The 21,684-nt window shown below is 39.8% G+C and carries 17 protein-coding genes and 2 pseudogenes; 3 read left to right on the plus strand and 16 right to left on the minus strand.

The genetic code is table 11. The annotated features are described in order from the left end of the window. Positions 1–69 precede the first annotated feature (69 nt). The 13 genes and pseudogenes from HPOKI112_RS03570 to mqnE all read right to left on the minus strand — a co-directional run bounded on the left by HPOKI112_RS03570 (position 70) and on the right by mqnE (position 15,475). A pseudogene (locus tag HPOKI112_RS03570) lies at positions 70–1,360 on the minus strand ((Fe-S)-binding protein). Continuing rightward, entirely contained in the window at positions 1,357–2,730 is a 1,374-nt protein-coding gene (gene hemN, locus HPOKI112_RS03575; RefSeq protein ID WP_025276873.1) for an oxygen-independent coproporphyrinogen III oxidase, read from the minus strand. Before hemN ends, HPOKI112_RS03570 begins: the two are co-directional and overlap by 4 nt. Next, entirely contained in the window at positions 2,730–3,245 is a 516-nt protein-coding gene (locus HPOKI112_RS03580) for a DUF2603 domain-containing protein (RefSeq protein WP_000413482.1), read from the minus strand. The genes hemN and HPOKI112_RS03580 overlap by 1 nt, the downstream gene beginning before the upstream one ends. A gap of 36 nt (positions 3,246–3,281) precedes the next feature. Next, entirely contained in the window at positions 3,282–4,379 is a 1,098-nt protein-coding gene (aroC, locus tag HPOKI112_RS03585; RefSeq protein WP_015427805.1) for a chorismate synthase, read from the minus strand. Then, positions 4,376–5,095: a ribonuclease III gene (rnc, locus tag HPOKI112_RS03590; protein ID WP_025309781.1), complete on the minus strand. Its 720-nt coding sequence runs from the start codon at positions 5,093–5,095 to the stop codon at positions 4,376–4,378. The genes aroC and rnc overlap by 4 nt, the downstream gene beginning before the upstream one ends. Further along, a pseudogene (gene rnhA / locus HPOKI112_RS03595) lies at positions 5,052–5,538 on the minus strand (ribonuclease HI). The gene rnc and the pseudogene rnhA overlap by 44 nt, the downstream one beginning before the upstream one ends. Beyond that, positions 5,525–6,544, minus strand: coding sequence for a tetratricopeptide repeat protein (locus tag HPOKI112_RS03600; RefSeq protein ID WP_025309782.1), 1,020 nt, complete (start codon positions 6,542–6,544; stop codon positions 5,525–5,527). Before HPOKI112_RS03600 ends, rnhA begins: the two are co-directional and overlap by 14 nt. A gap of 10 nt (positions 6,545–6,554) precedes the next feature. Next, positions 6,555–7,802 (minus strand): SurA N-terminal domain-containing protein, encoded by a 1,248-nt coding sequence (locus HPOKI112_RS03605; RefSeq protein WP_025276877.1) that lies wholly within the window; start codon positions 7,800–7,802, stop codon positions 6,555–6,557. Beyond that, positions 7,802–9,226, minus strand: a complete 1,425-nt coding sequence (gene gatB, locus HPOKI112_RS03610) for an Asp-tRNA(Asn)/Glu-tRNA(Gln) amidotransferase subunit GatB (protein WP_025276878.1) — start codon at positions 9,224–9,226, stop codon at positions 7,802–7,804. Before gatB ends, HPOKI112_RS03605 begins: the two co-directional genes overlap by 1 nt. Next, positions 9,226–10,527, minus strand: coding sequence for a M16 family metallopeptidase (locus HPOKI112_RS03615; RefSeq protein ID WP_025275947.1), 1,302 nt, complete (start codon positions 10,525–10,527; stop codon positions 9,226–9,228). The genes gatB and HPOKI112_RS03615 overlap by 1 nt, the downstream gene beginning before the upstream one ends. A 5-nt stretch (positions 10,528–10,532) precedes the next feature. Next, positions 10,533–11,594 (minus strand): dehypoxanthine futalosine cyclase, encoded by a 1,062-nt coding sequence (locus tag HPOKI112_RS03620; RefSeq protein ID WP_025276879.1) that lies wholly within the window; start codon positions 11,592–11,594, stop codon positions 10,533–10,535. Between the two features lies 1 nt (position 11,595). Then, positions 11,596–14,271 carry an outer membrane protein assembly factor BamA gene (bamA, locus tag HPOKI112_RS03625; RefSeq protein ID WP_235180722.1) on the minus strand — a complete coding sequence of 892 codons (2,676 nt, stop codon included), beginning with the start codon at positions 14,269–14,271 and terminating at the stop codon, positions 11,596–11,598. 121 nt (positions 14,272–14,392) lie between these two features. Then, positions 14,393–15,475 (minus strand): aminofutalosine synthase MqnE, encoded by a 1,083-nt coding sequence (mqnE, locus tag HPOKI112_RS03630; protein ID WP_025309783.1) that lies wholly within the window; start codon positions 15,473–15,475, stop codon positions 14,393–14,395. Between the two features lie 297 nt (positions 15,476–15,772). Here mqnE and HPOKI112_RS03635 point away from each other — a divergent pair, with 297 nt between their 5' ends. The 3 genes from HPOKI112_RS03635 to HPOKI112_RS03645 are packed head-to-tail and all read left to right on the plus strand — an operon-like array spanning position 15,773 to position 18,306. After that, on the plus strand, positions 15,773–16,276 hold the full coding sequence (locus HPOKI112_RS03635) for a ferritin (RefSeq protein WP_001935600.1): 504 nt from the start codon (positions 15,773–15,775) through the stop codon (positions 16,274–16,276). Positions 16,277–16,290: 14 nt separating this feature from the next. Next, on the plus strand, positions 16,291–16,914 hold the full coding sequence (gene serB, locus HPOKI112_RS03640; RefSeq protein WP_025276881.1) for a phosphoserine phosphatase SerB: 624 nt from the start codon (positions 16,291–16,293) through the stop codon (positions 16,912–16,914). Between the two features lie 39 nt (positions 16,915–16,953). After that, positions 16,954–18,306, plus strand: a complete 1,353-nt coding sequence (locus HPOKI112_RS03645) for a glycosyltransferase family 10 domain-containing protein (protein ID WP_025309784.1) — start codon at positions 16,954–16,956, stop codon at positions 18,304–18,306. Between the two features lie 8 nt (positions 18,307–18,314). Here the strand turns inward: HPOKI112_RS03645 and HPOKI112_RS03650 are convergent, their stop codons facing one another. The 3 genes from HPOKI112_RS03650 to murA are packed head-to-tail and all read right to left on the minus strand — an operon-like array spanning position 18,315 to position 21,682. Then, the gene (locus HPOKI112_RS03650; RefSeq protein WP_025309785.1) at positions 18,315–18,905 is read right to left on the minus strand and encodes a uracil-DNA glycosylase family protein; all 591 of its coding nucleotides are present in this window, start codon (positions 18,903–18,905) and stop codon (positions 18,315–18,317) included. A gap of 44 nt (positions 18,906–18,949) precedes the next feature. Further along, complete coding sequence (gene aspA, locus HPOKI112_RS03655) at positions 18,950–20,356, minus strand: aspartate ammonia-lyase (protein ID WP_001217480.1); 1,407 nt, start codon at positions 20,354–20,356, stop codon at positions 18,950–18,952. 57 nt (positions 20,357–20,413) lie between these two features. Beyond that, positions 20,414–21,682, minus strand: coding sequence for a UDP-N-acetylglucosamine 1-carboxyvinyltransferase (murA, locus tag HPOKI112_RS03660; protein WP_025309786.1), 1,269 nt, complete (start codon positions 21,680–21,682; stop codon positions 20,414–20,416). Positions 21,683–21,684: the final 2 nt, after the last annotated feature.

Consider the following 21,684-nt stretch of genomic DNA (forward strand, 5'->3'; position numbering starts at 1 on the left):
TTCCTTATAGTGGCGTTAAAGTTCTGTATTATATAAAAAGATGTTAGAAAGTGGGGTTAAAAAGGCTTTTTATTCAGCGCTTTTTAAAGCTTTAGCGATGAGTTCTAAAGGGTGCGAAAATGGCGGGGTGTTAGGGTTATCTAAAGACTTTAAAGCGTTGTTTAATTGCATGTGGCATGCCCCACATTCTGCGCTTACAATTTCAGCTTTGGTGTCTATGATTTCTTTAGCCCTAAGAAGCCCTACTTTTAAAGAAAATCCCGCCTTTTGTGTTTGCATCGTAATCCCCCCAAAACCGCAACAATTATCCGGCATTTCTTTAATTTCATAATGCAAATTGAGCAAGTTACGCACTTCCTTATGAGTGTTTAGGGTTTTTTTTGGCATGGCAAGGGTTATGATAGGTGATAGTCTCTTTTTTTCCCTTAGGGATTTTTTCTAAAAGATGTTTTAAAGGGGTGTGTTTCTCTAAAAACACGCTCGCCAGATAGATTTTAGGCGTGATTTTTTCCAAGCGCTTCACATACAAATCCCTATCTTTTTCGCCTAAAAACACCTTGTAATAATCGTTGATGAGCATGCTAGCACATGTGGCTTCAGGCACAATGATCGCATCCACTTCATCTAAATAGCTTTCAAACCATTCTATGTTTTTTTTCACTAAAAAAAGCGTGGTGTCTTTATCGCCGGTAAAATACGCCGGCGCTGAGCAGCATTCTTGCTTAGGGATGATCGCTTGAATGTTGAGTTTTTCTAAAATATACAACAAGCTTTCCCCCACTTGCTGGTAATGGTAATTGCTCAAGCATCCTATAAAAATGGCCACTTTTTGAATGGGGTTTTCTAAAGGCTTAACCTCTGCATGCTTTTGTAAAAAACTTTTTTGATTTAAGGGAGGCAGCGTGCTTTTTTTAAAGCGTTTGAATAAGCCTTTAAACGCCACTCTAGGCTCTAAGCTATCCCCTACTTGCTTGAAGATACAAGGGGCTAAAAAATGCGCCACCGAAAACACTCTATCCATTTTTTTGCGGTTTTTTAAAAGGGAAAAATAGGATTTTTTATACCAAGCGATGCCATGCTTTTGAGCGATTTTTTCTCTGGCTTTTTCTATTAAAGTGTCTATGGGCAAATGAAAGGGGCAAATCTCCACGCAAGCGGTGCATAAAAAGCAAGTTTCTAAAAGGTGTTTTAAATTCGTGTCTAATTGGAGCTTGTTTTGAGCGTTTAGGCACATCAAATCTAAAAAGCCTCTAGGCGAAGTCGCCTCGTCTTTATGAATGCGGTATATGGTGCAACCTGGCACGCATTTAGCGCATTTAACGCAAGCGTCCCCTACTTCTTCAAAAATATTTTCATTCATAGTGTTTTACTGAAATGTTTTTCGCCCCCACGCAAATACGCGTCAAACTCCATCGCCATGTTTCTTACGAGCATGCCCCCTGTTCTAGTCATCTCAAAGCCTTTAGGGTTAAAAGAAAGCAAGCCCGCTTCTTCATAAGGCTTTAATTTTTCTAATTCTTTTTTAAAATGTGCTTTAAAATCAATAGAAAATTTTTCTTCAATCTTAGAGTAATCCAATTTTAAATTACTCATCATCTGCATGATCACTTCTTTTCTTAAAACATCTTCTTGACTGAGCACTACACCCCTTTCTACCGGTAAATGCCCCAAATCAAGGGCTTTTTCATACTGGTGCAAGTCTTTATAATTTTGCGTGTAATAATCGCTCCCTTCGCCAATGCTCGTAACGCCAATGCCAATGGTTTGAGTGAATTTTTTCGTGGTATAGCCTTGAAAATTACGACGCAATTGCGCTTTTTGAAGGGCCAGATACAATTCATTATCGCTTTTAGCGAAATGATCCATGCCTATCATTTGGTAATTGGCTTTTTCTAAAAAACTGATAAGAGCTTCTAAAATCTCTAGTTTGTCTCTAGGGCTTGGCAATAGGGTTTCATCAATTTTACGCATCGTTTTTTTCACCCAAGGCACATGCGCATAATTAAACACCGCTAATCGATCCGGATCTAATTTCAAAACCCATTCCAAAGTTTTTAAAAAACCCTCTTTAGTCTGGTTGGGTAAGCCATAAATCAAATCAAAATTAATAGATTTGATGCCGTAATCTCTAGCGAGCTTCACGGATTCTTGAACCATTTCAAAAGGTTGGATCCTATGAATGGCTTTTTGGACTTCCAAATCAAAATCTTGCACCCCAAAACTCAAGCGGTTAAACCCCCTATCAAACAAGGTTTGCATGTGTTCTTTAGTGAAATGCCTAGGATCAATCTCGCAACTCATTTCAATATCTTGGCTGAAATTGGGGAAAACTTCTTGAATGCTTTGCGTGATCTCATCTAATTGATGGGGCGAAAAAAAGGTCGGCGTGCCACCTCCATAGTGGAATTGCGCCACTTCTCTGTTGGTATCCATGGCGTTTTTTAAAAGGGCGAGTTCTTTTTTAAGGTAGCTGATATAGCGGGTTTTTTTCTCTTCTAAGCTGGTGTAAATGACTGAACAAGCGCAAAAATAACACGCGCTCCTGCAAAAGGGCAAATGCGTATAAAGCGATAAAGGCATGGGGTTTTTGAGGTTGTCATGGTTAAAAAACGCTGCTTTCAAGCTCTCTTCATTAAAATTTTCTTTAAACTCCACCGCTGTGGGGTAGCTGGTGTATCGTGGGCCGGGCTTGGAGTATTGTGAAAATTTTTCAAAATCAATAGTTTGCATTAAAAATTTTCCTCATCGCTATTGTCAAAATTTTCAAAATTATTCTCATTAAAAGGGGGTTGTTTGAACATGTTGTCAAAATTAAAAAATAAATTAGGGTGTTCTTTTTTGATTTGCTTGACAAAGTTTAAGGTGTTGATATTAGGCAAATTCCCGTCTTTTTGGCGTAAATTTTCTAACAATTGCAAGGAAACTTCACGCACATCTTCAAAATCAATCGGTGCTTGGGTGATAATATCCCTTTCTAATTCCGCCCTAAGCCTGGCTTCAAAAGCCTTTCTGGCGTTTTCTGCTAAAAGAGAGATCACATTATCTGGCACTAAAACATAATTTTTATCTTCTTCATCAGAAATAAAATAAGCTTCATTTTTTTTAAACGCCCCTTTTTCTAACTCTAAAAGCATTTCACTAGCGCTGATTTTTTTGAGGAAGGCTCTGTTTTTTTGGGTGGTTAGGCTATTGATAAGTTTTTGCGATTTGGTTTTAGAAACTCGTTTTTTAGGTAATTTTTCCATTTGTATCCTTTTTAAGCTGATTGTATCCAATTTCGTTTAATTCTCATTATAAATCGTTTTTAAATACTCTATTTTTGAAGTCAAATTGAGTAATACCATATCGGCTAACACCAATGAAAGCAAACTCTCGCACACCACACTCCCTCTAATCGCAATGCAAGGATCATGCCTGCCCTTTAACAAGCATTCGCATTCATGATTGTTAATGTCTATGGTTTGTTGAGGTTGGAAAATGCTTGGCGTGGGTTTGAAATGCACTTTAACAATAATTTCTTCCCCATTGCTCATGCCCCCTAAAATCCCTCCGCTACGATTGCTCAAAAACCCCTTCTGATCCATTAAATCATTATACTCTGAGCCTTTTAATAAAGAGCTTTCTACCCCCTTGCCTATTTCAACCGCTTTCACCCCGTTAAGCCCCATCATCGCTTCAGCGATTTTAGCGTCTAATTTAGCGTATAGCCCTTGACCTAATCCAATGGGGAGCTTTTGATTAGTTTTTGCGCTCCTTGCTCTAATCAAAGCCACGCCTCCAATGCTATCGTGGTTTTTGATAGCGTTTTGAATGGCTGTTTTTTGCGCTTCTTCTTGTTCTTCATCCAGGGCAAAAATCTCGCTTTTTAAAGCGTGATTAAAATCATAATTTTTGGCTTCAATGCCCCCAATTTTAATAATCCCGCTTTCACAAACAATACCGATTTCTCTTAAAAGCATTTTAGCAAACGCCCCAGCAGCCACTCTTATAGCGCTCTCTCTGGCTGAACTCCTCCCCCCACCTCTAAAATCTCTGATGCCGTATTTATGAAAATAAGTGAAATCCGCATGGCTAGGCCTAAAAAGGTTTTTAATGTTATCGTAATCCTTGCTCCTAGCCCTTTGGTTGTGGATTAAAAACCCTATGGGCGTCCCTGTGCTAAAACCTTCAAAAACCCCGCTTGTTATTTCCACTTTATCGTCTTCTTTTCGTGGCGTAATGAAAACATTCCTCCCCCCTTGGCGGCGCTTCATTTCCTTTTCTAATAATTCATAGTCTATTTTAATCCCACTAGGCATGCCGTCTAATACCCCCCCTATCATATCCCCATGCGATTCCCCAAAAGTCGTGAGTCTTAAAAAACGCCCCAAAGTGTTCATTTGGCTTCCTTAAGTTTTTGAAGCGCATAATAAGCGCATTGCTGTTCGGCTTCTTTTTTACTTTTGCCTTTAGCGGTCGCATACATTTTATCTTGAATGTATAGAGCCATTTCAAATTCTTTATGATGGTCTGGCCCTTTTTCTTGGAGCAATTGGTAAGTGGGGATCACGCAAAATTGCGCTTGGGTCAATTCCTGTAAAGCGGTTTTATAGTCCATAAACAAATGCTCCAAATCCAAACGCTTGTAAGCGCGATTGAGTAAATTTTGCATGATTTTGCGCACCTTAGCTAACCCCGCTTCTAAATACACCCCGGCCATTAAAGCCTCAAAAGCGCTTGACAGAATAGAGGGTTTTTCCCTCCCATTAGAAATTTCTTCAGAAGAAGAAACGCGCAAATAATCTTGCAAAGCAATCGCTTTCGCTAATTTAGTAAAACCATGCGTGCTCACAATAGAAGCCCTTAATTTAGAGAGTTTCCCCTCATCATATTGATAGAATTTATGGTATAGCAACTCCCCTATCACCAAACCCAACACCGCATCGCCTAAAAATTCCAAGCGCTCATTGTTTAAAGCGAGCTTGCATGATTTGTGCGTTAAGGCTTGCTCCAATAAACGCTTGTCTTTAAAAGAATACCCTAAAGCTTTTTCTAGCGTTGTGTAAGGGTTATTAGGCGTTACATAAGGGCTGTTTTGAGAGCGTTTGTTTTTCATCATTTTTCCCTTTAAGTGGTAGTTTTGACCCGTTTTTGCGCCTCTAATTTAGCGAGGCTATCGCATCGTTCATTCTCGGCATGCCCATTATGCCCCTTGATCCAAACAGCCACAATCAAATGCCCTTTAGAGACTTTTACAAATTCTTTCCATAAATCCACATTTTTAACTTTAGCAAAATTCTTTTTTTGCCAGTTAGCTAGCCACACATTGATCGCTTGGCACACGTATTGAGAATCGCTATAAAGCGTGATATGGCATGGGCGTTTCAAAATTTTTAACGCTTCATTGAGCGCTCTTAATTCCATGCGGTTATTCGTGGTGAATGATTCGCCTCCACTGATGATTTTTTCTTTATCTTTATAGCGTAAAATCGCCGCATACCCACCTGGCCCGGGATTACCTAAAGAAGAGCCATCGCAAAAAATTTCAATTTCTTGCATTCAATCCACTCCCATAGCTTTCTTTAGAGATTTTAAGCACCATATCCATAAACGCTAACTGATAACACACAGGACACCTATGGCTTTCAAAAGGAAAGATTTGTTTGCAATGCTTGCAGCGGTATTCAAAAGTCAGACTCGCTTTCATAGGGCTATTCAATAGAGCGCGTAAAACCTCTAATTCAAAAATTTGGCAAGGTTTGTTATCCAAAAGCAACCCTTGAGATCGCGCAATGTCTTGCAAAAGGGCGTGTTTTTCTAAAATAAAAGCAGGGATATTCATATCCCATAAAAGATCGATCACATTTTCTAGCCGTTCGGTTGTATCAATCTCTTGCCAAAAAAGATTTTCATCATAAGATTTTAAGTGATTTAAAGCGATTTTTTTCAAATCTAACGACGCTTTTGAAACATGCAAGATTTTAGCCGCATCTTCCTTATTCTCTATTAAATGCATGAGATAAAGGTAATTTTTAATCGTTTCAATTTCAGGCACTTCTAATTCTTCCAAACATTCCAAAGTCTCTAAAGCCTTTGAATAGTCTTTTTCTAATTCATATGCATGCAAAAGTTTTAACAACGCTTCCACATTCCTTGGGGAAAAGCGCAAAATTTCTTTCACGGTGTCTTTTGTTTTTTGCAAATACCCCACACTAAAATAATTTTCAGCTAATAAATCTAAAACAGCGATTTTTTCTTCATCTTTTAGGGAGCGATTCAAAAGCCCTTTTAAGATTTCAATACTCATTTCTATGTCAGCGATTTTAGAATACGCCCTGGCTAAAAACATCAAACTAGAAATTTTGGCATGCTTTAAAAGCTCATCTAAATTCTCACTGCCTGCATAAGCGTTTTGATTTTGGGCGAATTTTTGCAAAAATTTTTTGTTTCTCTTTCGGGTGAAATACACCCTGGCCTGTTCTAATAAAATGACAAGAGCGATAATGAAAGTGAATAAAGCGATAGAAAATAAAGAATCTTTATAGAGGAAATTGAAGTGTTGCACAATCTAAAAATCACTCTCTAATCATCACAATCCTAGACTTAACGCGCAATTTTTCAAAATGCTCTTCTAAAATCTTATCTTTAGATTCTTCCACTAATTTTTGAGCGATGAATTGCTTGGCCTGGCTGAAACTCACTTCGTTTTTACCCTTTTTTTCTTTGATATAAAAAGTGATGAACTGCCCCCCACCCCCATTCATAACGGGCGTGAAAGAGCCTTGCTCATGCGAAATAAAGACTTGAGCGATTTGAGGGTTTAGGGTTTTCATCTCTATTTTTTCATTAGCCTTACTCACCCCTGGAATTTCCAAATTAGGGTCTGCCATAGCCCTTTCTAAATCTTCTTGATTGGTGGAAGTGTAGCGCACGGTTTCTATTTCAGTGGGGATACTGAATTGCTCCTTGTGTTTGTTGTAATATTCGCGCATTTTGGTTTCAGAGCTGGTATCCACATTCGTGAGTAAGATATTACGCAACAATTCTTGCATTTCTAAATGCTCCTTAAGCTGATCTCTATAGAGTTTATAATGCCCCTCAGCCATAAGCATTTGTTTGAAATGGTCTAAATCCATGCCTTGTTGTTGCGCCATCATCGCCATTTCTTGGTCTAATTTGTCGTCATCTACATGGATTTTTAAGCGCTCAATTTCTTGGTTTTTAATGCGCTCAGCGATCAAACGATCCCTGGCTTGAGCTTTGCTCACTTTAGATTTTTTTTGCTCTTCTTGGATTTGATACAGCGTGATAGGCGAGCCATTAACAAGCAATGAAATGCCCCCTACGACCTTATCTTCAAGGGTGTTGTTGGTAGCGTTATTAGGATTACCAAAAATGGAATTGAATTGAGAGCTAGGGCTTGTTCCCTTATTTTTTTCAAGAATTTGAGAGGTTGTCTCTTTTTCTTCAAGTTTTGGCGCGTTATTTTGAACGCCTTGATTTTGCGTGCCTTGATTTTGAACCCCTTTAGCGCCCTCTTTGATTTTAGGAGGCGTTATTTTTTGAGTGGGATTTTTGGCATCCCCATGATGGACTTCTGCTCTGGGCTTTCTTTTGGCTTTTACTTCTTTCTTTTCTTCGGTGTTTTTCTTTTCTTCTTTTTTATTTTTCAAATCCTTATTCTTCAATTCTTGGCGGATTTTTTTATCCAAAGAAGACTCTTGCTTCCTCCCTTCTAAGGCTTCCATTTTAGATTCCGGCTCTGCATAAACGATCCCAATAAACAACAAAGCCCTCAAAACATAAGAAAAAATTTTCCTCATCAACCCAATTTCTCTTTCAAAATAGCATTCACCACGCTAGGATTAGCGCCTTTTAAATTTTTCATCGCTTGGCCTACAAAAAACCCAAAAAGCTTGTCCTTACCGCTTTTGTATTCAAGCACCTTATCAGCGTTGTTTTTAAGCACTTCTTCTATGACTTTAATAATCGCTTCCGTGTCATTGACTTGAGACAAGCCCATTTGCTCAATGAGTGCATCCACATCGCCCCCATGCTCTTCTAAAAGCCTGTCTAACACATCTTTAGCGCTCTTGCCTGAAATCTTGCCCTCATCAATGCGTTTGGCTAAAGCGCCTAACATGTGAGCGCTAACTCCGCAATTTTCTAAAGTGGTTTCGGCTTTCAAACGCCCTAATAATTCCACGCAAAGCCATGTCACGCTCGTTTTAGCCTTAACCCCAAGATGGAGCATGCTTTCAAAATACTCCGCCAATAAAGGATCGCTCACCAATAAATTCGCATCGTCTTCTTTAAGGTTAAAATCTTTCATGTAGCGGATTTTTTTCGCGCTAGGCAATTCATTGATCTTTTGAGCTTCTTTTAAAAGTTTTTCATCAATAAAAACAGGATACAAATCCGGATCTTTAAAATAGCGGTAATCCGCTGATTCTTCTTTATTGCGCATAGAAAGGGTGATCCCTTTGGCGGTGTCAAAAAGGCGCGTTTCTTGAACCACCTCTTCATTATAGCGCCCGTTCTCCCACGCTGCGCTTTGGCGCTCTATTTCGTATTCAATCGCTTTAGCGATGAATCTAAAGCTGTTTAGGTTTTTAATCTCCACCCTCGTGTAAAGCTTTTCATCGCCTTTGGGCCTGATGGACACATTCGCATCGCACCTGAAATTCCCCTCTTGCATGTTCGCATCAGAAATCCCTATAAAACGCACGATAGCATGGAGCTTTTTCAAATACGCTATGGCTTCTTCACTATTTTTCATGTCCGGCTTGCTGACAATTTCTAATAAAGGGGTGCAAGCGCGGTTCAAATCCACCAAAGAATAGCTGCCCTCATGGATATTTTTACCGGCGTCTTCTTCCATGTGGGCCCTTTCAATACGCACGATTTTTACGCCCTCTTTGGTGTCAATCTCTAATTTCCCATCGCTCACAATGGGGACTTCAAACTGCGAAATTTGATAAGCCTTAGGCAAATCAGGGTAAAAATAATTTTTTCTCGCAAAAATGGAATACTGGTTGATATGAGCTTCAATGGCTGTGCCTAATTGGATGGCTTTTTTGACCACTTCTTTATTCAATACCGGCAAAGCTCCCGGTAAGCCCAAACACACAGGGCAGGTGTTAGAATTGGGGGTTTCTCCAAAGCTTGTAGAACAAGAGCAAAAGATTTTGGTTTTGGTGTTGAGTTGGACATGGACTTCTAGCCCGATTACAGCTTCAAATGGCATTATTTGTCCTTACTCTTTTTATTGCTCACGATGGCAAAAGTCAAATCATTGATTTCGGTGTGGGCTTTAATGAAATCATTAATTTCTTTCAAACTCATTTTTTGGATTTGATTGAGTAGCGTTTGGTTGAAATTTAAAGGCAAACCTAAATAAAAATAATTGTAAGTGGTGTTCAAGCGGCTAGAGATCGTTTCATTCCTTAAAGGCTCAGAGCCTAGTAAAAACTTTTTAGCGTCGTCTAATTCTTGTTGTGTCATGCCTTTTTCTATAAATTCTTTGACTATTTTTTTAACTAAGGCAACGCTTTTAGCTTGAGTGCTGAGCTTGGTTTGCAAATACCCGCTCGCAAAATGCGCCACTTTAGAAAAATTAGAGCGGATATACACGCTATAAGCCAAGCCCTCTTGAACCCTGATTTTTTCCATCAAACGAGAGCCAAACCCCCCACCAAGCACAAACATCATGACTTTAGATTTCGCTAAATCCTGTTTTAAATCCTTGATTTTAAAGGGCGCACCAAAATACACGAAAGCCTGCTCAGTGTCTTTATAGAGGACTTTTTCGCTTTTTTTATCGCTCGCTTCAAAATAAGGCTCTTCATACGCTTTACCTTGCGGCAAGAAATTAAGAGCGTTATTCAAACGCTTAAGGGTTTGATCGATTTTCAAATCGCCCCCAAGCACCACCACGAGTTTATTGAGTTCAAAGACCTTAGCAAATTGCTGTTTCAAATCCTCTAGATTGATTTTTTGGAGACTCTCTTTAGTGCCTAAAGCTGCATTAGCTAAAGGGGTGTTAGCAAAAAGTTCTTGTTTTAAAGTCAGTTTAGCCAAATAATCAAAATCGCTTTCTTTTTGTAAAAGCGCGGCCAACATTTGGGTTTTGACTTTTTCTAAAGCGTTTTGCGTGAAATTAGGGGATTTTAAAAGCTCTTTTAAACGCATTATGGCTTCATCCTCGTATTCTTTTAAAAATTCTAAAGTGATTTGCAAATCTTCTGCGCTGGTATCCACATTCAAACTGATCGCTTTTTGCTCTAAAAGTTGCGCAAATCCTACTGCACCAAGCTCTTTAGTGCCTTCGTTTAAAACTTGCGCGAACAATTTCGCTAAGCCTAACTGATCTTTATCGCTTAAACTCCCACCCCCTCTAAAAGCTAAATGGATAAACCCCATGGGCAACAAATGGTTTTCTTCATAAATCACAGGGACTTTAGCTTGATTGATTTCTTGGTGTGTCAAAGCGCTCGCTTGTAACCCCATAAAAACTCCTAATAATAAAATGATTAAAATTTTTTTCATGCTGTTTATACCTTTGCTTTTGCCGGATAACGCTTTAAGATTTCATAGGCGGTGTTTCGTTTAGCCGCCACGCTCCCAATGTCTTCAATAAGCTCTATCATTCCCGCTTCATTCATGCAAAAACTCGTTCCGGCTGCTTTCACTACATTTTCTTCCATCATCACACTCCCTAAATCATTCGCTCCAAACAATAAGGCTAACTGCCCTATCATAGAGCCTTGAGTAACCCATGAGCTTTGTATGTTTTGAATGTTATCCAAAAAAATCCTACTGCATGCCAAATAGCGTAAATACCGATTGGAACTCGCTTTTTTGATGCTTGGGATTTCTTCTTTTAAGGGGGTGTTGTTGGGCTGAAAACTCCATAAAATAAAAGCCCTAAAGCCGCCGGTTTCATCTTGCAAATCGCGCACCCTTTGTAAATGCTCTATTACATCTTCTTCATTATCCACGCTCCCAAACATCATGGTAGCCGTGCTTTTAATCCCGCAAAGATGGGCCATTCTATGCACTTCAATCCACCGATCACTGCTCAATTTTTTAGGAGCAATGACATCGCGCACCCTATCGCTTAGTATTTCTGCTCCCGCTCCTGGAATGGAGCTTAACCCGGCGTTTTTCAACCTTTCTAAAACTTCTTTTAAAGACAATTTAGAGATTTTAGAAATGTAATCAATTTCAACCGCGCTAAAACCATGAATGGTAATGGTGGGGAATTTTTGAGCGATATGGCTGACTAAATTTTCATAATAGTCTATTTTGAGCTGCGGGTGCACCCCCCCTTGAAAAAGGATCTGCGTGCCGCCAATGGCGAGCAATTCTTCAATCTTTTGATCAATTTCTTCATAGCTCAACACATAGGCGTCTTTTTCTTTTAAGGTGCGTTTGAACGCGCAAAACTTGCAATCCACAAAACAAATATTGGTATAATTGATATTCCTATCCACAATAAAAGTCGTCAAGTTTTCAGGGTGCAAGCGTTGCTTGATTTCTAAAGCCTTTTGCCCTAATTCTTTCAAGGGCGCGTTTTTCATTAAATCCAAAATTTCTTCTCTGTTAATGCGCATTTTAAAACCTTGTTCCCATAGAAAATTCAAAGTGTTGCGTGTAATCGTCCATGTTAGGGTTAAAGCATAGCCCTTTACATTTCTTGCCATTGCCATCGCCCCATTGGTTGAAAAACGCTATAGGGAATATGAGCACCAAAGGCCCCATGGGCGAAATCCATTCAATCTGCAAGCCTGTAGAAGCCCTCCAAGTCGCTCTTTCAAACCCAGCCCCTATAACGCCATAATCTTTAAAATTCGCTGTCGTGAAGGGAGCGTTATAGAAGAAACTCCCCCTAGTTGGGGTTTTAAAGGTTAGGAAACCAAAGTCAAAAAACCACGCTAAGCGCATTTTAGCCGCTTTCAACACCCCATAGCTCAATTCAGTAGAAGCGGTGAAAATCCCATCGCCTCCAAGCCACAAGCCAAACTCATCTTTAGGCGTAACCGATCCGTTCCTAAAGCCTCTCACCGTGGTTACGCCCCCCATGTAGAAGGTGGAGTTTAAGGGCAAGTAATCATCGGTGTTATACCTAAAGATATAACCCCCTTGCGTTTTAAAGCGAGCGATCAAATCTATCAATAAATATTTTTGCAAATGGTGGTAAGCGGCGAATTTACCATAAACTTTAGTGTTACGGACATTCCCGCCTAACCCGTTCCACGAATTGAGCGTGCCAGAGCTTGGCAAACCAGACATTGTCGCATAGGAATTAAAGATAACCCCATTTCTAGGGAAATAATAATCATCGGTGTTGTCATAACTCACATCAAGAGTGAAAGAGCTGGTGATAGGCGTATGGTAATCCCTATCCCAAATACCTTTTATTTCTGGTGAAGTGGTAATCGCTCCAGGACTAGAACAGCTTTCAGGCTGTAAGGGGGTTTTACCGCCTGATAAGCGGTTGATAATCACCGATGCGGGGGTAGAACATTGTCTTGGAGAAACCACTTCATTAACAGAGGAATAGTAGCGGTTGTATAAAGGGCTGCTGAAACCAAGGAGCTTGGTAACATTCAAGTTATACCCTAAGCTCACATGGGTTCTGTTACCCAGCATGCGCCCAATATTCACCCCAAAGCCCCCGCCTTGTTGAATATATTGATAGCTTATCCTATAATCCGCATAAAGATTGATCGTAGAGCTATACCAGCTGTCAAAAATCCTTGGATTAGTCAAGCTCAAATTCCCCGCAAACATACGCCCCGCTCCTTTTGGCATGCCCGGATAAGATCTACCCCCCCCTGTAGCGATGTTGGCATACAAGCTCATGCTTTGGCCTGTGCCAAAAAGGTTTCTTTCGCTCACGCTCCCATTAAGCATAAGCCCTCCATAAGAGCCATAGCCTAACCCAAATTGCAACTGCCCAGTACGCCCCTCTTCTACGCTCACTAATAAATCCATAAGCGAGCTATTCACCCTTTTTTCTTCAATTTTGACTTTAGAGAAAAACCCTAAACGCCTTAAAGAATTTTCAGAATTTCTCAGTTTGGTCAAGTTGTATTTATCCTTAGGCCCTAGTAACAATTCCCTCCTAATGATCCTATCGCTCGTGCGTTGGTTCCCTGAAATGATGACATCATTGATATACACCATATCGCCCACTTCAATACGATAAATGACTTTCACAAGCCCGTTTTTTTCATCTTTATCCAAGTCTGGCTTCACCACCGCAAACGCATAACCCTTATCAGCGATTTCGGTTTTTAAAATTTGCGCATCCGCTCTCAAATGCTCAATATTAAAGACATCTTTCCTTTTAACTTTAAGGGCTTTTTCTAAGGTTTTTAAGGGGACTACCGGATTGTCAATCTCTATTAAAATGTCTGAAATCCTGTATTGGATCCCCTCTTTGACTTTATAATGAAGCTTAGCGTCATGGGTAGAAAAATCCGTTTTCAAAAAAGGCGAAGAAATATGAGCGTCCAAATAACCCCTACGCATATACACATCTTGGATACGCATAGAATCGTATTCTAATTGATCTAAACGCAATTTCCCATCATTCAAGCCCCACATCCAGCCCATGAAATCTCTTTGCTTGTTCGCGCTCAAAGATTCAATCATGTGGCGTTTTAATTTCGCGCTCCCCTCATAAATGGATTGTTTGATATAAATGCTATCCCCCCTATTCACATCAAACACAATCAATAACGCACCCTCGCTGACCTTTTCTGTGCGCACCTCCACCACGCTCCCATAATAGCCCTGCCCCTCTAAAGCCGTTTTTAAAGCCGTTTTAGCATGCTCTAATTTTTGCTCATCAAAGGTGTCGCCCTTTTTGATTCCCATTTGGGATTTTAAGCCGTCTTTTTCCTTTTCAGTCCCATAGCCCTTGATTTCTACCCCGGCAATCCTGGCTTTTTCATCAAAGTGAAACTCTAATATGCCACCTTCAAAAGTGGCATAAACGTCTTTAAAATACCCTTGATTGAACAAAGCCAAAACAGCGGTGTCTATTTTTTTAGAATCCACAATATCGCCCACACGAATTTTTACAATTTCATTAGCGAGCATGTCAGACATGTAAGAAAGCCCGACATAAGAAATGGATTTGACTTTCATTTCTTTAGGCGTTTGATTGGATTGAGAAGTTTCGTTTTGAGCTTCATTTCTTTGAGATTTGGCTTCTTTTGGTGGAGTCAAATCGTTTGGTTTAGAGCCGTCATTTTCTAAAGCTTCAACGCTGGTATTCATATATGCGAAAACAAGAGAAGATAGAATAAATTTTTTAATACTGATTTCCTTAATAGATTTTAGCTTGAGTGTTGTTAGTAGTGTTATTATAACTAATCATTCTTAAAAACGCTAAAAATTATTAAAATTTCTGTATAAAATTATACAAACTATCCCTTTCTACCGCAACAAAACCAGCGTCCTTGATTTTAAATACCAAATCTTCTTTTTCTAAACCATGCCGGCTCTTCGCGCCTGCTGCGCTTTGAATGCTCTCTATCTCTATCGTGCCGTCTAAATCGTTAGCACCAAATTCTTGAGCCACTAAAGCCAAATTCAAGCCCAAAGTCGCCCAATAAGCTTTAATGTGGGGGATATTGTTTAAAAGAATGCGAGATATGGCGATGGTTTTTAAGATTTCTATCGCGCTAGGGGATTTTTCCACTTTCAAATAATTGTTTTCTTTTTGATACAGCAAAGGAATAAATGCGTTAAAGCCCCCCTCTTTATTTTCTACTTGATTTTTAGGGCTTTGGATTTTTTTGATTCTCAGCATGTGATCGATGCGATGGATTTTATTTTCAATATGCCCAAAAAGCATGGTAGCGTTACTCATTTTGCCTAATTTGTGCCAGTAAGCATGGATTTCTAACCACCGAGAAGATCCCACCTTACCACTACAGATTTTACGCCTAATTTCTTCATCAAAAATCTCTGCCCCCCCACCCGGCATGGAATCCACCCCGGCTTTGAGCATGTCTTCTAGCACCAATTCAAAAGGTTTGTTGAATTTGGCGCTTAAAAAATGCACTTCTGCAGCGGTCATGGCCTTTAAATGCAAATTAGGCATTTCTTGCTTGATGGTTTCAAACACCTTTAAATACCATTCATAAGAGTAATTAGGGTTATGAGCGCTCACGATATGGACTTCTTTAATCCCCTTATTGTAGGAATTTTTAACCTTTTCTAGGATTTCTTCTAAGCTCATTTCATAAGGGTTAGGGTTTTTTCTGTGGGCTGAAAAAGCGCAAAATTTGCAAGCGTCCGCGCAAATATTGCTGGGGTTTAAATGCCTATTGACATTAAAATACACGATTTTTTGATGCATGTTTTGGCGCATGCGATCCGCTACTTCCCCCAGCGTGTATAAATCATAATCATAAAGCCTGACTAATTCTTTACTTTCAGTAATTTGATTGTCTAATACTTTTTCTAAAAAGTCCATGGTTAAATTGCCCTTTCGTTTTAAAGATGAACATTGTAGCATTTTTAGATTTAAGAATGCTTTTTATATAATATAAAAATATCCCTTTTAATCCCCCCCTATTGATACCAGTCCCTTTTTTTGACCTAATTCTCATTAAAAGCAATTTTATGATAAAATCTAAGCCTTATCAAGCCATTAGCTGGCGTTCTTTCTCATTTTTATAAGTTTTTAAAAATTTTCATACTCTTGTTTACTTTTTCATTATCATTTATGCTATAATTATGGGACAACTTAAACCAACACAAAGGAGATACTATGTTATCAAAAGACATCATTAAGTTGCTAAACGAACAAGTGAATAAGGAAATGAACTCTTCCAACTTGTATATGAGCATGAGTTCTTGGTGCTATACCCATAGCTTAGATGGCGCGGGGCTTTTCTTGTTTGATCATGCGGCTGAAGAATACGAGCATGCCAAAAAGCTTATCATTTTCTTGAATGAAAACAATGTGCCTGTGCAATTGACTAGTATCAGTGCGCCTGAGCATAAGTTTGAAAGTTTGACTCAAATTTTCCAAAAAGCCTATGAACATGAGCAACACATCAGCGAGTCTATTAATAATATCGTCGATCACGCCATAAAAAGCAAAGATCATGCGACTTTCAATTTCTTGCAATGGTATGTGGCTGAACAGCATGAAGAAGAAGTGCTTTTCAAGGATATTTTGGATAAAATTGAGTTGATTGGTAATGAAAACCATGGCTTGTATTTGGCTGATCAGTATGTCAAAGGGATCGCTAAAAGCAGGAAATCTTAATTTTAGGGTATTGGGTGCAAAAACTAGCCGTTTTTGATTTTGACTCCACGCTAGTCAATGCTGAGACGATTGAGTCTTTAGCGAGGGCGTGGGGGGTGTTTGATGAAGTGAAAGAGATCACTTCGCAAGCTATGAATGGCGAAACAGATTTTCATAAAAGTCTTATTTTAAGGGTTTCTAAACTCAAAAACATGCCCTTAAAACTAGCCAAAGAAGTTTGTGAAAGTCTGCCTTTATTTGATGGGGTGCTTGAGCTTATTAGTGCCTTAAAAGAGAAAAATTACAAGGTGGTTTGCTTCAGTGGGGGCTTTGATTTAGCGACCAATCATTACAGGGATTTATTGCATTTAGACGCGGCTTTCAGTAACACGCTGATCGTGGAAAATAACGCTCTAAACGGCTTGGTTACTGGGCATATGATGTTTTCACACTCTAAAGGCGAAATGCTCCTTGCCCTACAACGCTTGCTAAATATCAGTAAAGATCGCACTCTAGTCGTGGGCGATGGAGCGAACGACTTGAGCATGTTCAAACATGCCCATATCAAAATCGCTTTCAACGCTAAAGAGGTTTTAAAACAGCACGCCACGCATTGCATCAATGAGCCTGATTTAGCCCTAATTAAGCCTTTGATTTAAAAAAATTTTTTTGTAAAATACTCCTTTAAAAGGATAATCATGTTCCAGCCCTTACTAGACGCCTTTATAGAAAGCGCTTCCATTGAAAAAATGGCCTCTAAATCTCCCCCCCCCCTAAAAATCGCTGTGGCGAATTGGTGGGGAGATGAAGAAATTAAAGAATTTAAAGCGAACATTCTTTATTTCATCCTAAAACAACGCTATAAAATCATTCTACACAACAACCCCAATGAACCCTCAGATCTAGTCTTTGGCAATCCTTTGGAACAAGCCAGAAAAATCTTATCCTATCAAAACACCAAACGAGTGTTTTACACCGGCGAAAATGAAGCGCCCAATTTCAACCTTTTTGATTACGCCATAGGCTTTGATGAATTAGATTTTAACGATCGTTATTTGAGAATGCCTTTGTATTACGCCTATTTGCATTATAAAGCCGAGATCGTTAATGACACCACTTCACCCTATAAACTCAAAGCTGACAGCCTTTATACTTTAAAAAAACCCTCCCATAAATTTAAAGAAAACCACCCCAATTTATGCGCGCTAATCCATAATGAAAGCGATCCTTTGAAAAGAGGGTTTGCCAGTTTTGTTGCGAGCAACGCTAACGCTCCTGTTAGGAACGCTTTCTATGACGCTTTAAATTCTATAGAGCCAGTGGCTGGGGGAGGAAGCGTGAAAAACACTTTAGGCTATAAGGTCAAAAACAAAAACGAATTTTTAAGCCAATACAAATTCAATCTCTGTTTTGAAAATTCACAAGGCTATGGCTATGTAACCGAAAAAATCCTTGACGCGTATTTCAGCCATACCATTCCTATTTATTGGGGGAGTCCCAGCGTGGCGAAAGATTTTAACCCTAAAAGTTTTGTGAATGTGCATGATTTTAAAAACTTTGATGAAGCGATTGACTATATCAGATATTTGCACGCGCACCAAAACGCTTATTTAGACATGCTCTATGAAAACCCTTTAAACACCATTGATGGGAAAGCTGGTTTTTACCAAGATTTGAGTTTTGAAAAGATCCTGGATTTTTTTAAAACGATTTTAGAAAACGATACGATTTATCATTGCAATGATGCCCATTATTCTGCTCTTCATCGTGATTTGAATGAGCCGTTAGTGTCTGTTGATGGGTTGAGAAGAGATCATGATGATTTGAGGGTTAATTATGATGATTTGAGGGTTAATTATGATGATTTGAGGGTTAATTATGATGATTTGAGGGTTAATTATGATGATTTGAGGGTTAATTATGAGCACCTTTTACAAAACGCTTCACCTTTATTAGAACTCTCTCAAAACACCACTTTTAAAATCTATCGCAAAATTTATCAAAAATCCTTACCTTTGTTGCGCGCCATAAGGAGATGGGTTAAAAAATAAGGTGCATTTTAAGACTGATTGAGAAACTGGAGCGCTATTTTAAAATGTGCTAACGCTTCTTTTTTGAGCGTGGGGTTTTTGAGCATGTCCTCTAAAGCATGGGTGCTTAAAAAATGTTTGGTTTTTAAAGACACGATGCGCCCAAAGGATTCTTCTTTAGAAAGGTTTAAAAGGTGTTTGGGCAAAATCTCGCCAAATACCACAATGACTTTTGAAGCGCTATTGTCTAATTGCCAGGTTAAATGAGGTAGGCATGCGTTGATTTCTTCTTCTAAATTAAGGCTGTTAGAGTCGCATTTAAGGAGCGATAAAATACTGCAATCTTTTAAGGGGTAGTTAAAAACCTTTTGGATAATGCTCTCCAACATGGCCGCTTTTAAATTGTTTAAAAAGTTTAATTGGCTATCCAGCATGGGGGTGAGCGTGATAAAAGCGAGCTTGGAAGTGGGGTTAAAAAGCCCGATCACCGGTTTTGAATGTTGATGGCGTTTGCACAGATTGCAATTTTCTATACCCTCATGAACTTGTTTGTTAAGGGGTTTGTTTTGGGGCTTGGTAAGGCTAATATCCGTGTAAGTTTCGCCCAAAAAACGCTCCATATAAAGGGAGCGTAAAGTTTGAAGGCGTGAAAGTTGCAAAGCGTTCAGTCTTTATGCTTTTTGAAAGCGTGAGGGCTTAGCATGTTTTCTGGCTTGAAAATATCGTCCAGTTGCTCTTTGGTTAAGATTTTCTTTTCTAAAGCGATGTCATAGATAGAGCGATCGCTTTTTAAGGCTTCTTTAGCGATCATAGCGGATTTTTCATAGCCGATATGCGGGTTTAGTGCAGTAACAATGCCAATGCTGTTGAAGACATAATCGTGGCAAATCTTTTCATTAGCCGTGATGCCTTCCACGCATTTAGTCGTTAAGGTTTCAATCGCGCGCCCTAAAATCACAAAGGAATGGAAAAGCTTGTAAGCGATAACCGGCTCAAACACATTGAGTTGCAATTGCCCTCCTTCTGCGGCTAACGCCACGCTCAAATCGTTCCCAATCACCGCAAAGCACACTTGATTGACCACTTCAGGGATCACCGGATTGACTTTACCGGGCATAATAGAGCTACCCGGCTGCATTTTAGGCAAATTGATTTCATTCAGCCCAGCCCTAGGACCTGAGCTGAGCAGCCTTAAATCGTTACAAACCTTAGAAAGTTTCACTGCAATACGCTTTAACACCCCACTCACTTGCACATACGCCCCGGTGCTTTGAGTGGCTTCTATCAAGTTATTAGCCATGACAAAGGGGCGACCTGTTACTTCTTGGATTTTCTTTTCAATCAAACTGCGATAATCCGGGTGCGAATTGATCCCTGTGCCAATAGCCGTGCCGCCTAAATTAAGCTCTCTTACCCAATTCCTAGCGTCTAAAACCTGCTCAATATCCCTATCAACCATCAACGCATAAGTTTCAAACTCTTGGCCTAAAGTCATAGGCACAGCGTCTTGAAGTTGGGTGCGCCCCATTTTAATCACATGAGCGAATTCCTTAGCTTTTTGAGCGAAAGCGTCCCTTAAAGCCTTCATGGGAGCGACTAAATTACTCAAGCGCTCATAAATAGCGATTTTTAACGCGCTAGGGTAGGCGTCATTGGTGGATTGAGAGCGATTGACATGGTCGTTTGGGTGGCAAAATTGATACTCGCCCTTTTTATGCCCCATGTATTCTAAAGCCAAATTAGCAATCACTTCATTCATGTTCATGTTCGTGCTTGTGCCAGCCCCCCCTTGAATCATATCCACAATGAATTGATCATGGTATTTGCCATCAATCAACAAATCGCACGCATGGCAAATCGCAATCTTAAGCTTTTCATCAATCAAGCCTAATTGCGCGTTCGCTAAAGCAGCCGCTTTTTTGACTTGAGCGAAAGATTTGATAAAAACAGGATAACTGCAAAGCTTGTCGTTGGTGATGAAAAAATTTTCACTCGCTCTTAAAGTTTGAATCCCATAATAAACTTCATCGCTAATTTCCATTTGCCCAATGAAATCATGCTCAATACGCATAAAAGCTCCTTATGTAATAATTGAAAAATATTCTAGCTATTGTAACCAAATCTTGGATTATTTTTCTTTTAAGCGCGCAACTTTTGCCCCTAAGGTGTTGATTTTATCCTCTAATCTCTCATAACCCCTATCCAAGTGGTAAATCCTATGCACCCTACTCACGCCCTTAGCCACTAAAGCGGCTAAAATGAGAGCCGAAGAAGCCCTTAAATCAGTCGCCATCACATCGCTTCCGGTAAGCTCTGTGGATCCGCTAATGGTAGCCACATTGGTTTTTAGGCTGATATTAGCCCCCAAGCGTTGCAACTCGCTTGCATGCATGAAGCGGTTTTCAAAAAGCGTCTCTTCAATCACGCTCGTCCCCAAACACTGCGTGGCTAACGCCATGAATTGCGCTTGCATGTCTGTGGGAAAGCCTGGGTATTCTTTCGTGGTGATTTCAAAGGCTTGTCGTTTTTTGGCCGGATAAATTTCTATAGAATTTTCTTGAATGTCTAGCGAAAAACCAATTTCTATAAGCTTGTCGGTGATCGCTTGAAGATGGTTAGGGATGATATGATTGATTTTAAGCTGGCTGTTAGTGATAGCCCCCACGCATAAATAAGTGCCTGCTTCAATCCTATCGGGTATGATTTGAATGTCTTTTAAATTCAAAGCGTCATTTTCTACCCCCCTAATCTTTAACTCGCTGCTGCCAACGCCCTCAATTTCTACGCCCCCACTCTGTAAAAACGCGCACAATTGAGCGATTTCTGGCTCTTTAGCGGCGTTAATGATACGCGTGATCCCTTTAGCTAAGCTTGCTGCCATGAGGGCGTTTTCTGTGCCTGTAACGCTGATCTTATCAAATAAAATATCATTCCCTTTCAAGCCTTTAGGGGCTTTTGCATGGATATAGCCTTGCTCAATTTTGATTTCAGCCCCTAGTTGTTGCATCGCTTTTAAGTGCAAATCCACAGGCCTTGCTCCTATAGCGCACCCACCGGGCAAACTCACTAAGCATTTTTTAAAACGCGCTAATAGTGGGCCTAAAACCAAAATGGAAGCGCGCATTTTACGCACTAAATCGTAAGTGGCTTCGGTGTGGTGCAGGGATTTGGCGCCAATTTGAAGCGTGTTAGGATCAAGCCATTCTAATTCTGCACCTAAATTTTGCAACAATAACGCCATCGCTTTTATATCCACCACTTGGGGCAAAGATTTGATTTTGACTTCTTGTTGGCTTAAAAGCGTGGCGGCTAAAATAGGGAGCGCGGAATTTTTCGCCCCAGAAATTTCTACCCCCCCTTTCAAAGGGACTTGTCCTACAATCTCTAAAAAATCCAATT

Origin of the sequence: Helicobacter pylori oki112, assembly GCF_000600085.1 — a bacterium.
Classification (GTDB): domain Bacteria; phylum Campylobacterota; class Campylobacteria; order Campylobacterales; family Helicobacteraceae; genus Helicobacter; species Helicobacter pylori_CY.

What these genes read in the sequence shown, in the direction of transcription:
- hemN (WP_025276873.1), bottom strand. Translation starts at nt 2,730, where the DNA reads ATGCAAACTATTGATTTTGAAAAATTTTCACAATACTCCAAGCCCGGC.
- HPOKI112_RS03580 (WP_000413482.1), bottom strand. Translation starts at nt 3,245, where the DNA reads ATGGAAAAATTACCTAAAAAACGAGTTTCTAAAACCAAATCGCAAAAA.
- aroC (WP_015427805.1), bottom strand. Translation starts at nt 4,379, where the DNA reads ATGAACACTTTGGGGCGTTTTTTAAGACTCACGACTTTTGGGGAATCG.
- rnc (WP_025309781.1), bottom strand. Translation starts at nt 5,095, where the DNA reads ATGAAAAACAAACGCTCTCAAAACAGCCCTTATGTAACGCCTAATAAC.
- HPOKI112_RS03605 (WP_025276877.1), bottom strand. Translation starts at nt 7,802, where the DNA reads ATGAGGAAAATTTTTTCTTATGTTTTGAGGGCTTTGTTGTTTATTGGG.
- gatB (WP_025276878.1), bottom strand. Translation starts at nt 9,226, where the DNA reads ATGCCATTTGAAGCTGTAATCGGGCTAGAAGTCCATGTCCAACTCAAC.
- HPOKI112_RS03615 (WP_025275947.1), bottom strand. Translation starts at nt 10,527, where the DNA reads ATGAAAAAAATTTTAATCATTTTATTATTAGGAGTTTTTATGGGGTTA.
- HPOKI112_RS03620 (WP_025276879.1), bottom strand. Translation starts at nt 11,594, where the DNA reads ATGCGCATTAACAGAGAAGAAATTTTGGATTTAATGAAAAACGCGCCC.
- bamA (WP_235180722.1), bottom strand. Translation starts at nt 14,271, where the DNA reads ATGAATACCAGCGTTGAAGCTTTAGAAAATGACGGCTCTAAACCAAAC.
- mqnE (WP_025309783.1), bottom strand. Translation starts at nt 15,475, where the DNA reads ATGGACTTTTTAGAAAAAGTATTAGACAATCAAATTACTGAAAGTAAA.
- HPOKI112_RS03635 (WP_001935600.1), top strand. Translation starts at nt 15,773, where the DNA reads ATGTTATCAAAAGACATCATTAAGTTGCTAAACGAACAAGTGAATAAG.
- HPOKI112_RS03645 (WP_025309784.1), top strand. Translation starts at nt 16,954, where the DNA reads ATGTTCCAGCCCTTACTAGACGCCTTTATAGAAAGCGCTTCCATTGAA.
- HPOKI112_RS03650 (WP_025309785.1), bottom strand. Translation starts at nt 18,905, where the DNA reads ATGGAGCGTTTTTTGGGCGAAACTTACACGGATATTAGCCTTACCAAG.
- aspA (WP_001217480.1), bottom strand. Translation starts at nt 20,356, where the DNA reads ATGCGTATTGAGCATGATTTCATTGGGCAAATGGAAATTAGCGATGAA.